Annotated in this window: 11 protein-coding genes and 1 riboswitch; of the genes, 5 read left to right on the plus strand and 6 right to left on the minus strand. The window is 45.9% G+C overall.

From position 1 onward, the window contains the following. Positions 1–257: 257 nt before the first annotated feature. The 4 genes from galE to ACH97_RS03345 form a co-directional block, all read right to left on the minus strand. On the minus strand, positions 258–1,253 hold the full coding sequence (galE, locus tag ACH97_RS03330; RefSeq protein ID WP_020453487.1) for a UDP-glucose 4-epimerase GalE: 996 nt from the start codon (positions 1,251–1,253) through the stop codon (positions 258–260). A gap of 30 nt (positions 1,254–1,283) precedes the next feature. Beyond that, positions 1,284–2,282: a glycosyltransferase family 2 protein gene (locus tag ACH97_RS03335; RefSeq protein ID WP_020453486.1), complete on the minus strand. Its 999-nt coding sequence runs from the start codon at positions 2,280–2,282 to the stop codon at positions 1,284–1,286. Then, positions 2,282–4,522, minus strand: a complete 2,241-nt coding sequence (locus ACH97_RS03340) for a glycosyltransferase family 39 protein (protein WP_020453485.1) — start codon at positions 4,520–4,522, stop codon at positions 2,282–2,284. The genes ACH97_RS03335 and ACH97_RS03340 overlap by 1 nt, the downstream gene beginning before the upstream one ends. A gap of 139 nt (positions 4,523–4,661) precedes the next feature. After that, positions 4,662–5,792, minus strand: a complete 1,131-nt coding sequence (locus ACH97_RS03345) for a 5-methyltetrahydropteroyltriglutamate--homocysteine S-methyltransferase (protein ID WP_023856917.1) — start codon at positions 5,790–5,792, stop codon at positions 4,662–4,664. 73 nt (positions 5,793–5,865) lie between these two features. Then, a riboswitch (SAM riboswitch) is annotated at positions 5,866–5,975 on the minus strand. 318 nt (positions 5,976–6,293) lie between these two features. Between ACH97_RS03345 and ACH97_RS03350 the strand changes: the two genes are divergently transcribed. Beyond that, entirely contained in the window at positions 6,294–6,977 is a 684-nt protein-coding gene (locus ACH97_RS03350; RefSeq protein WP_023856918.1) for a DUF3298 and DUF4163 domain-containing protein, read from the plus strand. Between the two features lie 98 nt (positions 6,978–7,075). Here the strand turns inward: ACH97_RS03350 and ACH97_RS03355 are convergent, their stop codons facing one another. Both ACH97_RS03355 and ACH97_RS03360 read right to left on the minus strand, forming a co-directional pair. Further along, the gene (locus tag ACH97_RS03355) at positions 7,076–7,606 is read right to left on the minus strand and encodes a chorismate--pyruvate lyase family protein (protein WP_023856919.1); all 531 of its coding nucleotides are present in this window, start codon (positions 7,604–7,606) and stop codon (positions 7,076–7,078) included. A 196-nt stretch (positions 7,607–7,802) separates the two neighbouring features. Beyond that, positions 7,803–8,777, minus strand: a complete 975-nt coding sequence (locus tag ACH97_RS03360) for a LacI family DNA-binding transcriptional regulator (protein WP_023856920.1) — start codon at positions 8,775–8,777, stop codon at positions 7,803–7,805. Positions 8,778–9,010: 233 nt separating this feature from the next. Between ACH97_RS03360 and ACH97_RS03365 the strand changes: the two genes are divergently transcribed. The 4 genes from ACH97_RS03365 to ACH97_RS03380 are packed head-to-tail and all read left to right on the plus strand — an operon-like array spanning position 9,011 to position 13,374. Beyond that, entirely contained in the window at positions 9,011–10,309 is a 1,299-nt protein-coding gene (locus ACH97_RS03365; protein ID WP_048350096.1) for an ABC transporter substrate-binding protein, read from the plus strand. A gap of 11 nt (positions 10,310–10,320) precedes the next feature. Beyond that, positions 10,321–11,259 carry a carbohydrate ABC transporter permease gene (locus ACH97_RS03370; RefSeq protein WP_035338025.1) on the plus strand — a complete coding sequence of 313 codons (939 nt, stop codon included), beginning with the start codon at positions 10,321–10,323 and terminating at the stop codon, positions 11,257–11,259. After that, positions 11,256–12,104, plus strand: a complete 849-nt coding sequence (locus ACH97_RS03375; protein WP_035338023.1) for a carbohydrate ABC transporter permease — start codon at positions 11,256–11,258, stop codon at positions 12,102–12,104. The genes ACH97_RS03370 and ACH97_RS03375 overlap by 4 nt, the downstream gene beginning before the upstream one ends. 34 nt (positions 12,105–12,138) lie before the next feature. Then, positions 12,139–13,374 carry an MFS transporter gene (locus ACH97_RS03380; RefSeq protein ID WP_026580335.1) on the plus strand — a complete coding sequence of 412 codons (1,236 nt, stop codon included), beginning with the start codon at positions 12,139–12,141 and terminating at the stop codon, positions 13,372–13,374. Positions 13,375–13,376 lie beyond the last annotated feature (2 nt).

Consider the following 13,376-nt stretch of genomic DNA (forward strand, 5'->3'; position numbering starts at 1 on the left):
AAAAAGACGATGACGCATTCACAATTTTTTAATAAAAATTATGTGGCCATCCAATTTTCATATGATTTCATCTGGTATGGCTCGGGATATATTGATATGCTGATTGATCTGCAGGACAAAAAACACCCGACTGCTTACTTGATAGATTATTAGGATGATTGGGTAGTCGATTAGATTTACAGTATCCATTTATCATTAGAAAAAACCGCACCTCCATAGTTAGACACTATCTAACGATAGGAGGTGCAGTTCATTTTTCACCCTTGCTTCACCTTCTCCGCCGCATATCCATTCGGATTCGCAGAGTGCCAGTTCCAGGCGTCGCGGATGATTGCGATCAGGCTGTTGTGCTTTGGAGTCCAGCCTAATTCTTTTTTGGCTCTGGAGGAAGAAGCGGCAAATGTTGCTTGTGAGTCGATGTCCGTTTCTGTCAGCTTTGCGGCGATAAGAGGAATGCCTGTGACATATTGGGCGGCAAGAATGATTTGTTCAGCGGAGTAGCTTTCGCCATAGCTGAGATTGTAGATTCGGCTATCCCTGCCTTTCCGCAAATGGCTGATGGCGAGCACGTGTGCTTCTGCCAAATCCTGCACGTGAACATAATCGCGGAAGCCAGTTGCTTCTTCAGGTTGATCTATGTGAACAAAAGGAAGGTGTCCGAGAGCGGTTCGCAGAACATTGGAAATGAGATGTGTTTCACTTCCCCGGTCTTCGCCGATGATGACAGATGGGTGGGCGCCGCACGCATTGAAGGAGCGGAGGATCACATATTTCAGACCGTACGCTTTTTCCGCTTCCATCAGCATTTTCTCCATCATCCATTTGACCTTCCCGTGCGGGTGAACGGGTTCTGGTTCGGTTTCTTCTGTGACAGGGAGGTTCTGCGGACAGCCGTAGACCGCAACGCTTGATGCAAAAACGATCCGGCCGACATCGTATTCTTTCATCACGTCAAGCAGTGTTTCCATGCCTGTCATGTTTTCGTTGAAAGAAGAAAAAACGCGATTCGACTGTAATGGAATAGGTGATGCTGCGAAATGCATGACGGCTTCAATGTCCTCATTTTCAAATACTTGCTTGAGAAAATGCCGGTCGCGAATATTCCCTTCATAAAACGCAGCTTCGGGGTGAACGGCTTCTGCGTGTCCCGTTGCCAGGGAATCCACAACGACGACTTTTTCTTTTTTCTCAATTAACGTGTAAACGGCGTGGGAACCGATATAACCGGCTCCCCCGACAACAAGTATGCTCATCGGAATCCCTCCTTTTGGATCTCTTATCTTCTACATGATATGGCGCTGCGGAGCTGCCGCCCGCCGCTGTTCTTCAAATCCGTATTTGCCGTCAATGATATATAGCGGCCTGTCTTTCACTTCGTCATAAATGCGGCCGATGTATTCGCCGATCGCTCCGAGGATGATCAGGATAAAGCCGCTGAACAAGCATTGCAGAATGATCATCGAAGACCACCCGGTAATGGTGCTTGTCGTAAACAGCTTCATGCAGACGACGATGAAGGCATATATAAAACCGACCGCTGACAGCGCGATTCCTGAGTAGCTTGCCAGTTTCAGCGGCTGAAAGGAAAATGAAGTGATGCCGTCGAGCGAGAGCTTCAGCATTTTTTTGAGCGGGTACTTCGTTTCCCCTGCAAGCCGTTCGTGGCGCTCGTAATAGACGGCGGTCTGCTTGAACCCGAGCCAGCTGACAAGGCCGCGGACGAACGGATTTTTTTCTTTCAGCTTGTTCATTTCATTGACCACCTTCCGGTCCATGAGCCGGAAGTCTCCCGTATCCACCGGGATATCAACGTCTGTGAGTTTTCTTAAAATACGGTAGAACATGGCGGCCGTTTGCTTTTTGAAAAATGTTTCTCCTTCCCGCTTTGTGCGGACGGCGTATACAACGTCAAAGCCTTGGCGCCACTTTTCCGCCATTTCCAAAATCAATTCGGGAGGATCCTGCAAATCGGCATCGATCACCACGATCGCTTCGCCGGCAGCATAGTCGGTACCGGCCGTAATGGCGATCTGATGACCGAAATTTCTTGAGAAATTGATGCATTTTACTGCCGGGTCTGACTGAGCAAGCGACTTCAGCATGTGAATGCTGTCATCGCTTGAACCGTCGTTTACAAAAATCAGTTCATAAGGGTCGCCTGTCGAGTCCATGACGGTTTTTAATCGGTCATAGGTGCTTTGAAGCACTTCCGCTTCGTTGTAGACAGGGACTACGATTGAAAATGTGACTTGTCTCTGCATATTCATCACCTTTCCTTTCATCAATCAAGCTCCACTTTATAAAGCGTCTGATTTCCGCCAGGTCCGCCTGACTGGGAATCGTTATCTGAAGAAGAGCTGCTGTATTCGTTTTTTGAAATTTCTTTTCCGTTTTCTTTAATCCAGTTAGTGAATTCTGAGTTGTCTTGGCCTCGACCGTCGCTGATCATGAAGTACTTGACTTCGCCGTTTTTGACGAGCTTCTCAAGTTTTTCAACCGTCAAAATCGGGTCGCTTCCAGAGAATCCGCCCATCGCCATGACAGCTTTACCTGTTTTGATGATGTAAGATTGAGCAGACGTTGCGCTGGAGACCGCAAATAAATATTTTTCACCCGTGTTGTTCTTTTCAAGGTAGCTCAACAGTTCTTCATCGACTGATTCGCCGCTTCCAGGGCTGCCGCCGCTTGGTCCGCCTTGTTGACGGCCGCTTGCGCCTTCGCCGTTCTGATTTTGGCTGTTTTGGCCGGAACCGGTATCAGTTGAAGAATCATTGCTGTTTGAACCAGGACCGAAGCCAGGTCCGTTATTGTTGTTTTGATCACTGTCTGTTTGACCGTCTTGGCTGCCGAATCCGGGAGGTCCGCTGCCGTTGTTATTCTGCATCTTCCCTCCGCCACCGCCGCCAAATGATTGTGCGGATTTAGGTCCGGCCTGCGGAATCATGCCGTTTACACCGTCAGCGAGCGTTGCTGTTGTCCAATAGAAAGGTCCGATCAGCATGCCGAGCAGCGCTGCAAGTGATACATAGTAGCTGAATGACTTTCCTTTTTTGAAAAAGATGAGAAGGCAGCTTGTGACAATGCCAAAAGCGCCGATCAATATGCTCCAGACGATGCCGATTTCGCTGAGATAAGGACTCAAAATATACAATTCAAATGCGGTTGTCAGCAAAATTCCGATCGGCAGAAGCTGTTTTTTCCAGCCGCTTTCCTCCTGATAGAGGCGAACGAGCGCTGTCCAGCCTGCACCTGATAAAGCGGCAATCGGTGCTGCCAGCATGATCAGATAGTAATGGTGGAAGAATCCTGCGACGCTGAAGAATGCAGCGACTGGCAGAAGCCACATCATCCAGAAAATCGTTTCAGTCGTTATTTCATTGAATTTGCGTTGACCGCGAAGGCCCGTGATCAGCAAACCGATGATGCCGAAGAGTACAAACGGGATGAGCCAGCTTGCCTGTCCGGAAAGCTCGGATTGGAATAGTCTGAGAGGGCCAGGGTTTCCTGTGCCAAACATGCCGCTCGTGCCGCCGCCGGGACCTCCGCCGCCGCTTTGAACATCACCCTGCTGGCCGTCCGGTCCGCCTGAAGGCATCTCGCCCCCGCTCGGCGGAGCCATTTGTCCATTTGTCGAGTCTGAGTTGTTTTCGGTATCGCCGCTTTGCTGCTGCGGCATTTCCTGCTGCTGGTTCTTTTGATTTTGATCAGATGAGGGGGTTCCGCCCCCGCCAGCACCGTTTTGGCCTGTGAGACGCTGGATGCCGTTGTAGCCAAACGCCAGCTCAAGGACAGAGTTGGTCTGGCTGCTTCCAATATAAGGGCGCGAACTCTCCGGCTGACTATCGACGACTACCGCCCAGGAAACGGAAACGCCTGCCAGAACGATCAAGGCTGTGATAAGAGACACAATTTTTTTGCGAATCGTCGTTTTTGCTGCAATCATGTAAAACAGCAGGAATGCCGGTAATACCATGTATGCTTGCAGCATTTTGACGTTAAAGCCGACGCCGACCATACAGAATGCGCCGAGCAGCCAGCCGATTTTTCCTTTCCGGACTGCTTTAAACAACATCCAGGTTGCAATCATCAAACAAAGGGTGAGAATGCTGTCGACGTTGTTTGTATGGCTGACCGCAACGGCAATCGGCGTACACGCCATAATAAGAGCTGAAATTCTGGCCGCCGTTTTGCCAAAAGTAGGTTTTACAATAAAGTACAACAGTGCTACGGAAATCACTTCGGCAATCGCTTCAGGAAGAACGACGCTCCAGCCGTGCACGCCGAACACAAGTGCAAAAAGTGTCTGAATCCAGAGTGCAACCGGCGGTTTATCAACTGTTACAAAGCCTGCTGGATCAAATGATGCGTAAAAAAAGTTATGAAAACTTTGGGTCATACTTTCAACGGCCGCCGTATAGTAGGCGTTGTCTGTGTCACTATTCCAGATGCCGTACAAGTTTAAAGCTGCAGATAATACAAGAATGAAGACCAGGAATATATCGATTTTCCTTTTCTTAATCATTGTTCGATCACCTCACTAAAGAGCATTATAGAAGCCAAATATGATCAAACTATGAACAAATCAAGAAGGAATTTTAAATTGTATAGAGGGGCAAAAAAAAGAGACATGCCGTCAGGAGGCATGTCTCAAATATGAGGTGTTATTTCCATACGTCTTCTGCGATCTCGACGACATGGCGCAGTTTTTCCCATTGCTGCTCTTCCGTCAGGAGGTTGCCTTCTTCTGTGGAGGCAAAGCCGCACTGCGGGCTTAGGCACAATTGGTTCAGGTCGACGAAGCGAGCTGCTTCGTCGATGCGCCGCTTAATATCATCCGGGTTTTCAAGCTCTCCGAATTTGGACGTGATCAGACCGAGGACGATCTGCAAGTCTTTCCGTTTGACATAGCGAAGCGGTTCGAAGCCGCCGGAGCGCTCGTCATCAAATTCAAGGAAAAGTCCGTCTAAATTGAGTCCGTCGAAAATCGTTTCTGCAGCCGCATCGTAGCCGCCTTCCGCCACCCATGTTGACTGGAAGTTGCCGCGGCAGATGTGCATGGTGACCGTCAAATCGTCCGGGCGTCCTTCAACTGCTTCATTAATCGTGTTGGCGAAGGACTGGCGCAGTTCATCAGGCTGGCGGCCGAAGGCTTTGATCTGCTCATGTCCTTTGTCTGAGAAAAATACCGACCAGGCCGTGTCATCCAGTTGCAAATAGCGGCAGCCGGCATCGTAAAATGCGCGGATCGCTTTTTTGTAAGCCTGCGCGACATCGTGATGGAACTCATCCAGATCCTCGTACGGGCTTTCTCCAAGTTTTCCTCTGAAAAACAGCATATTCGGGCTCGGAATCGTCATTTTCGGCGTATGTGTGCCCGCAATATCATGAAGAAATTTATAATCTTCCAGCATCGGATGGTTTGTAAAATCGACTTTGCTTGTTACTTTGATTCCGCGCGGCTTCGTTTCAACATTATGAAATTGAATGCCCTTATCCGCTGTATATCCTTCTACGCCGTCAAGCCCTTCAAGAAAATCGAAATGCCACCATGACCTGCGGAATTCCCCGTCAGTAACGGCTTTAAGGCCAATTTCTTTTTGCTTTTCGACAATGCGCTTGATCTCTTCGTTTTCGACTTCGCGCAGTTGTTCAGCGCTAATTTCACCGTTCGCTTTTTGAATACGCGCTTTTTTTACGGGCGCAGACCTTAAAAGACTCCCCACCTGATCAGCTCTGTACGGTCCGATTTTTTTCCCAGGCGTTTGCTTCAGTACATCGGTTGATTGTGTCATGCTTCATCCCTCTTTCTTTATAGACATAAAAAAGCTCTTCCCGATAAGGAAGAGCTTGATATATTCAATCTCCTCCTTATCTTCAAGAGCACGTACATGCTCTTAAGGATTTAGCACCATTCTGTCATAGACAGCGGTTGCCGGGTTTCACAGGGCCAGTCCCTCCACCACTCTTGATAAGGAAAACCTTTTTATGCAATTTTTTAATAGTTTTAATATTAATACTTTTTATAAAAATGTCAATGGGTTTAAAAAAACTATTTGGTTTTTCATTTTCTTCTTCTGCGGTTAAACCGGAGGGCGTATCGAATCAGCGTGTGAATTTTTTGTCAAGACAGTCGTTCAAATGGTCAACAAGGTGCTGAACGAACAGGGTGAATTAGAATATTTTTCAATTTTTATCTCCGAAAATAGAAACTTTCTCGCGAGTTCACCGGTCTATCATGTGTACCCGATTTCAAAATGGGTATGATAAACAATGACAGATTAAGGAGGGTTCTTATGAACAAAAAAACAGTGTTTAAAGCGTTAGGTATGCTGATGACAGGGGTATTGTTTTTTGCGCTGTACGGTGCGGCCGCACTTCCTTCTGCACACGCGGCAAATGAAAAAAAGCCGACGGTCACGAGCCATACTTACAAAAACATTAAGGCTTTGAAATACCCGCAGGTTGCAAATGTAAGCAGCAAATCTCTCCAAAATAGGATCAACAAAGATTTTAAACGTTATATTGAGCAGTCCTACAAAGATTATGTAAAAAACAAGAAAGACGGCCAACAGCACGGATACCAAACAGATTATCAAACGTCCTTTGAAGTGAAATACCGGACCGGCCAAAAGCTAAGCATTCTGACAAGTAATTACGTCTACTCCGGCGGAGCGCACGGAAATACGGCAGTCCGCTCTTTCAACTATGACCTTGCCTCTAAAAAGCGGGTGTATTTATCAGATATCTTAAATACAAAATCGAAAATGGATAAGACAAAAACATACATTTACGACTATATTCAAAAACACAGCGACATTTTCTTCCCGGATGTGAAGAAGAAAGACATCGTCCTTGGTAAAAACACGGCTTTTTATTACACAAAAGACGGCATTGCGATCGTCTTCCAGCAATACGATGTCGCTCCTTATGCTGCCGGAAATCCGGTCGTTGCCGTGCCGAAAACGGTGTATCAATAAATAACAGCCCCTGTTTCGCAGGGGTTTTTGTTTTGAGGGAAGAAGGAATGGGGAGGTTATGGAAGCCTTTTCATGAAGTGGCAGCTGACGGGCATGATTCAGCCCGCAGTCCGTTCGCAGATTTTTTCTAAATCGAATAGCTCGCAGACATAGAACATGCACTGCCGGCCGCTGATAATCTGATATTTTTTAAAAGCATATGTCCGGTCTGCTGAAACAGGTACAAGTTGTGTGAAATGTTTTCCCAGGCAGTCGCCCGTACTGAAAATTTCACGCCTTGACTCCAGTTCTGCAATGATTTTCCCGATGGGAAGCCTTTCTGCCTGCAAATCTTGTTTGATGGCGGGCGGCAGTAAGTTTGTTTTAACATAGACATAATTATAAGATAAATAATCATCGCCTGTTTTCAAAGAGGAAGTTCTAAACAAGATGTCATCATCGCGTTGAAACAGCCTCGCTTCTTCAGGTGACAGCTTGTCATAATCAATATTATTTTGCTGAAAAACTTCGATTTCGGCTTTGCCACCGATCAGCGTTTCAATCGCTTTGGTTGTTGAACCATCGGTTTTGGTTAACATGTCTTTTACAATAGCAACTAGAGTTTCAGGAAAAAAGTGGCTTACGCTCAATGAAAGGCACCCCCGTACCAAAATTAGAATTTTTTGAAAACTTGTCTTTAAATTTATCATGTGGAGATGCGTTTGTCTAGAAAAATAAGTTAAATTTTAGGTTAGTAATGTAAATTTTATATTTTTAACAATTGGATAGATCAGGATATGTATGGAAAAAGGAGACGTCAATGTCTCCTTTTTTTGTGCGATTCATTTAAGTCGTCTCTCCTTCTAAAAGCTGTACGGGCAAATAGGTTTCCAGCGGTAAATCATCGAATTCGCCTTCAATGGCTTTGGACAAAATCTCGATGGCCGTCTTGGAAATGAGTTCAATCGGCTGCTGGATGGTTGTCAATTCCGGGAGGATGGACTGAACGGCTTCCGTTCCGTCGTAGCCGATCACCTTTAATAGCCCGGGAATGTCTTTTCCGCGTTTTTTTGCTTCGGTGATGACTGTAGCGGCCATGAGGTCATCGCTGGCAAAAATGCCGTCAGCCGCAGGCTGTTCATCAAACAGTTTTGAGATGATTTCCCGGTAATTTTGATGAAAGGGAACCTCATATGTAATCGGCTGTCTTCCGTGTTGTCGCATCACATCTTCATATGCTTTTCGTCTAAGATTTGCCGGTGTTTTCAGCTCAATTGGTCCGTTGAGATGGATGATGTGCCGGCAGCCTTTTGCAATTAACAGTTCTGTCGCTTTTCTTCCTCCGTCATAGTTATTGGAGCCGATGACGGGAATCGTTTCCGATAAGTAATGATCGATGGCGACAATCGGCAGGTTTTGCCGATGATAGTTTAAGATTCCCCTGTTGTAGGTCACGGCGATGACGCCGTCCACTTGATTTCGCATCAGCATTTCCAAGTATTTTTCTTCTTTGTCTTTGCGGTTCAAGCTGTTGCAAAGCAGCAGTTTGTAGCCCATGGCAGCGCAGATGCTCTCAATATGAAAGGCCAGTTCGCCGAAAAACGGGTTGCTGGAGTTAGGGATGATGAGCCCTATTAAATGAGTTCGTTTACGAAATAAAGAGCGGGCCAAATCGTTTGGAAAGTAATTGATTTCTTCCATCGCTTTATAGACTTTTTCTTTTGTTTTTTCACTAATATAGCCGCGGTTATTTAATACCCGCGATACGGTTGTTGGTGAAACTCCCGCTTTTTTTGCAACGTCGTGAATGCTAGGCTTCATTCCCTTTTCCCCCTGCTAGTTTACTGAAATGGCTTACAATTCTCGTCACGCACTTATTTTAGAGAATCGGACTGATATGTGCAAGAAAATGCCATGATTCTGAGAAATGTACCGGGATGAATAATTAGGGAAAAAATATGTCAACCGGTTGACATGTGAAACCGGTTGACATACAATTCATTTGAAAGCGCTTTTATCTGTTGATTTATGAAAAATGGGGGGAAGTGACAAAGATGAAAAGGTGGCTCTTCGGAATTTTTTCATTGTTACTGATGTTTGCGATGTGGGGCTGCAGCAATAGCAAAAGTGCAAATAGCCAAGATGGGAAAACGCTTACGATGTGGGTGCACGTATCTGATGATAGTGAAGAAGGAAAGGTCTATCAAAAGCGGGTGGACGCTTTTAATAAAAAGTATGCCTCTGAAAATGTCAAGGCCAAAGTTGATTTCATTCCCAGAAGCGGAAACGGTGGCGGATATGAAGACAAAGTGAACGCGGCGCTGACAACGAACACCCTGCCGGATGTGATCACTTTGGACGGACCGAATACGGCGGCTTATGCGAAATCAGGCGTAATTGCGCCATTGGATGAGTATATCAAAGACCAGGATGATTTATTGCCGAGCATTAAGCAACAGGGAACCTACGGGGGGAAACTGTATGCGATCGGCGTCAGTGAATCGTCGGTCGGTATTTACTATAACAAAAAAATGCTGAAGGACGCCGGCGTTGACTTGAAAACGCTGCCAACGGTTGAGAATCCATGGACGTGGGACGAATTTCTTGAGCTTTGCAAAAAGCTGAAAAATAAATATGACAAACCGGCCATCGATATGCAGTTGCAGTCAAAAGACGAAATGCTGACTTATGCGCTTTTGCCATTTGTTTGGTCGGCTGGCGGTGATGTCCTTTCAAAAGACGGCAAGAAGTCGGAGGGTGTTTTTAACGACAAACCGACCGCTGCAGCGATGACATTTATTCAAACAATGCTGAAGGAGGGTTACACGACCCGGACTCCGGTTAAGCAGGCGTTTGAAACGGAAAAATATCCGATGAAAATGAGCGGTGTCTGGACGGTAACCGACATGGAAACAAATTTCCCTAATGTCGATTATGGTGTGATGCCGTATCCTGTTTCGCCAAAAACAAAAAAGCTTGTGTCCCCTTCAGGAAGCTGGCAGTTTGCCATGACACAGACGTCTGAAAACAAGGAATGGTCGGCAAAATTGGTCGATTGGATGACAAACAAGGAATCCAACCTGGAATTGAGCCGTTCGATCGCCGCGCTGCCTGTGCGCTATTCATCAGAGAAAGTGATGGCAAAGGAATTCTCAGATGAAATGAATGTCTTCTTGCAGCAGCTGAAAGAAACGGGGCATGCACGACCGGTGACACCGGCATATCCACAGGTGACACGCGCATTTCAGCAAGCGATCGATGACATCAGCTTCTTTGATCAGCATCAGGATATTCAATCGGTGCTGGATACGCGTGCAAAAGAAATGCAATCAGCCATTGATAAGGCAAACTAGAAGGTGGAGCCATGAATAAAATTCCGTTGAAAGAAGCAAGGACGGCCTTTCTGCTGAAAAAAACCCCTGCCAATAAAATAGGGTGGCGGGACAATGTGCTGGCCTATACATTTTTAGGTCCGTCCTTGCTGATTTTGTCAGTGTTTCTCGTGATTCCTTCGATTATGGCGGTTTACTACGCATTTACAGATTATTATTTGTTAACACCTGACCTGCGCAAGTTTGTCGGTTTTGACAACTTTATCAAATTGTTCAAAGACCCTATTTTCTTGAAAAGTTTGAGCAACACATTGAAATTTGTTGTCCTTGTGATTCCGTTGCAGATCGGGGCCGCTCTCGGGCTGGCCCTTCTGTTGAATAAAAAGCGCAAGGCCAATACGTTTTTCAAAGTCGCATACTTTAGCCCCGTCGTCATGTCGCTTGTTGTCATCTCCGTTTTGTGGCTGTACTTGCTGAATCCGAATGAAGGAATGATCAATAACGTACTGACGCATGTCGGTTTACCGCCACAGCCGTTTTTGACAAGTCCTGATCAGGCGATCTTTACAATTGTTTTCGTTTCAGTCTGGCAGGGAGCGGGATTTCAGATGCTGATTTTTTTAGCGGGCCTGCAAAACATTCCCGGAGATGTCTACGAGGCGGCGCAATTGGATGGTATGAATAAATGGCAGCGGTTTATTTATATTACATTGCCTTTGTTGAAACCGACGTCGATTTTTATCTTTATTACAACGCTGATCAGTGCGTTTAAGCTCCTCGTGCAGCCAATGGTCATGACCCAGGGGGGACCGGTCAATTCAACGATGACAGTTGTCTATTATATTTATCAAACGGGATTTACCGATCGGATGGTCGGCTATGCAAGTTCAATTGCGCTCTTGTTTGGCACGATAATTGGATTGGTGACGCTTGCGCAGCGCAAGCTGGTGAAGGAGGATGAAGGCGGATGAGAAGGAAATTCGGGCCTTTAACGATACTGGAATATATATGCCTTGTTTTGCTGGCGGTTCTGTTTATATTTCCGCTGATATGGATGGTCGCTTCATCGATGAAACCGGAAGCCGATATTTACAACAATATCAGCAGCATTCAAGCGTTTCTCCCGTCTTTTCATCCGTCGGAATGGTTTCAATCCTACAGGGAAGTGCTGTCACGGTTTGATTTACTAATGTATATCGGTAACAGTCTGTTTTACGGTTTGTGTGTGGCAGCGGGAGCTGTCATTATCAACGGAATGGCGGGCTTCGCATTCGCCAAGCTGCAATTCACAGGTAAAAAAGTGCTGTTTACCATATTGCTGGCGCTTTTAATCGTGCCGATGGAAACGATTTTAATCTCGCAGTTTACAATTGTTCATAAGCTCGGACTTGTTGATACGCGCCTTGCCGTGATTTTGCCGGCGCTTGCCGGGGCTTTCAATATTTATTTGTTCCGAAACTTTTTCATGGCGATCCCGGGGGAGATGATTGAGTCGGCCAAGCTTGACGGAGCCAACACATGGCAGATTTTCTGGCGGGTGATGCTGCCGATGTCGAAACCGGCTGTTGCTACTGTGGGGACATTGGCTTTTATCGGCAGCTGGAATGACTATATTTGGCCGCTGATGGTTTTGACGGATAAGTCGAAATTTCCGATCCAGGTGGCGATTACAGCCATCAACAGCACCGAGCCGGTTTATACGAACCAGGTAATGGCTGTCTTGACGATTTCCACGATTCCGCTGATTCTCATCTACATTGTAGCCCAACGCTACATTTTAGATGGCCTCGGCGGTTCAGGGACAGGCATCAAATAGATACATCCAAATCGGGTTAAAGGAGCAAATGAAAATGAAAAGCTCAAACAGTCTGTATTGGAAACTAAGCGCTTATTTTTTCTTTTTCTTTTTTACTTGGTCTTCCAGCTATTCTTTATTTGCGATTTGGTTAGGGCAAGAAATCAATTTGAACGGGTCCGCGACAGGCATTATCTTTTCTGTAAACGCTATCTTTACTTTGTGCATGCAGCCTTTGTACGGTTTTATCTCTGATAAGCTCGGTCTGAAGAAAAACATATTATTTATGATCAGTTTGCTTCTCGTATTTACGGGTCCCTTTTATATTTTCGTCTACGGACCGCTTTTGCAATACAATGTCTTTCTCGGGGCTATCGTCGGCGGAATTTATTTGGGAACTGCTTTTCTCGCCGGAATCGGCGCGATTGAAACCTTTATTGAAAAGGTCAGCCGCAAATATCACTTTGAATATGGAAGAACAAGGATGTGGGGATCCCTCGGCTGGGCTGCGGCGACATTTTTTGCAGGTCAGCTGTTCAATATCGACCCGAATATCAACTTCTGGGTTGCTTCCGTTTCAGCAGTCATATTGGTAGCCATTATTGTTTCCGTAAAAATTGAGATGACAGATTATGAAAAGGAAAGGGCAGACTCGGTCGGATTAAAAGACGTGGGAGGGCTTTTTCTCTTAAAAGATTTCTGGTTTTTGATGTTGTACGTGATCGGCGTAACTTGCGTATACGGCGTCTATGACCAGCAGTTCCCGCTTTACTACGCTTCCTTATTTCCGACTCCGGCTCTGGGGAACCAAATATTTGGATACCTTAACTCATTCCAAGTATTCATTGAAGCGGGCATGATGTTTCTTGCGCCTTTCATCGTCAATAAGCTTGGTCCTAAAAAAAGTTTGATTTTAGCGGGGCTGTTAATGGCTTTCCGCATTATCGGCTCCGGACTTGTCAGCGGACCGGTCGGAATTTCATCGATGAAACTCATTCATGCTGTAGAATTGCCGATTATGCTGATTGCGGTGTTTAAATATTTGGCGACTAATTTTGATAATCGTCTTTCATCCGTACTTTATCTTGTCGGCTTTCAATTCGCATCCCAGGTAGGCACGTCGATTTTTTCGCCGCTTGCGGGAGGCTTATACGACAGCATCGGATTTCGCCAAACTTATCTCATCATGGGAGCAATGGTCCTTTGTTTCACCATTATTTCGATTTTTACCTTGCTAGACTCAAAGAAAGACGTTGAATTTGCTCAAAGTCTACAAAGAAAGCATATATAGAA

It is taken from the genome of Bacillus paralicheniformis (assembly GCF_001042485.2).
GTDB classification, from domain to species: Bacteria; Bacillota; Bacilli; order Bacillales; family Bacillaceae; genus Bacillus; species Bacillus paralicheniformis.

Excerpts from the sequence above, each read along its gene's own strand:
- ACH97_RS03350 (WP_023856918.1), top strand. The coding sequence starts at position 6,294 with ATGAACAAAAAAACAGTGTTTAAAGCGTTAGGTATGCTGATGACAGGG.
- ACH97_RS03360 (WP_023856920.1), bottom strand. The coding sequence starts at position 8,777 with ATGAAGCCTAGCATTCACGACGTTGCAAAAAAAGCGGGAGTTTCACCA.
- ACH97_RS03365 (WP_048350096.1), top strand. The coding sequence starts at position 9,011 with ATGAAAAGGTGGCTCTTCGGAATTTTTTCATTGTTACTGATGTTTGCG.
- ACH97_RS03375 (WP_035338023.1), top strand. The coding sequence starts at position 11,256 with ATGAGAAGGAAATTCGGGCCTTTAACGATACTGGAATATATATGCCTT.
- galE (WP_020453487.1), bottom strand. The coding sequence starts at position 1,253 with ATGAGCATACTTGTTGTCGGGGGAGCCGGTTATATCGGTTCCCACGCC.
- ACH97_RS03335 (WP_020453486.1), bottom strand. The coding sequence starts at position 2,282 with ATGAAAGGAAAGGTGATGAATATGCAGAGACAAGTCACATTTTCAATC.
- ACH97_RS03340 (WP_020453485.1), bottom strand. The coding sequence starts at position 4,522 with ATGATTAAGAAAAGGAAAATCGATATATTCCTGGTCTTCATTCTTGTA.
- ACH97_RS03345 (WP_023856917.1), bottom strand. The coding sequence starts at position 5,792 with ATGACACAATCAACCGATGTACTGAAGCAAACGCCTGGGAAAAAAATC.
- ACH97_RS03380 (WP_026580335.1), top strand. The coding sequence starts at position 12,139 with ATGAAAAGCTCAAACAGTCTGTATTGGAAACTAAGCGCTTATTTTTTC.
- ACH97_RS03370 (WP_035338025.1), top strand. The coding sequence starts at position 10,321 with ATGAATAAAATTCCGTTGAAAGAAGCAAGGACGGCCTTTCTGCTGAAA.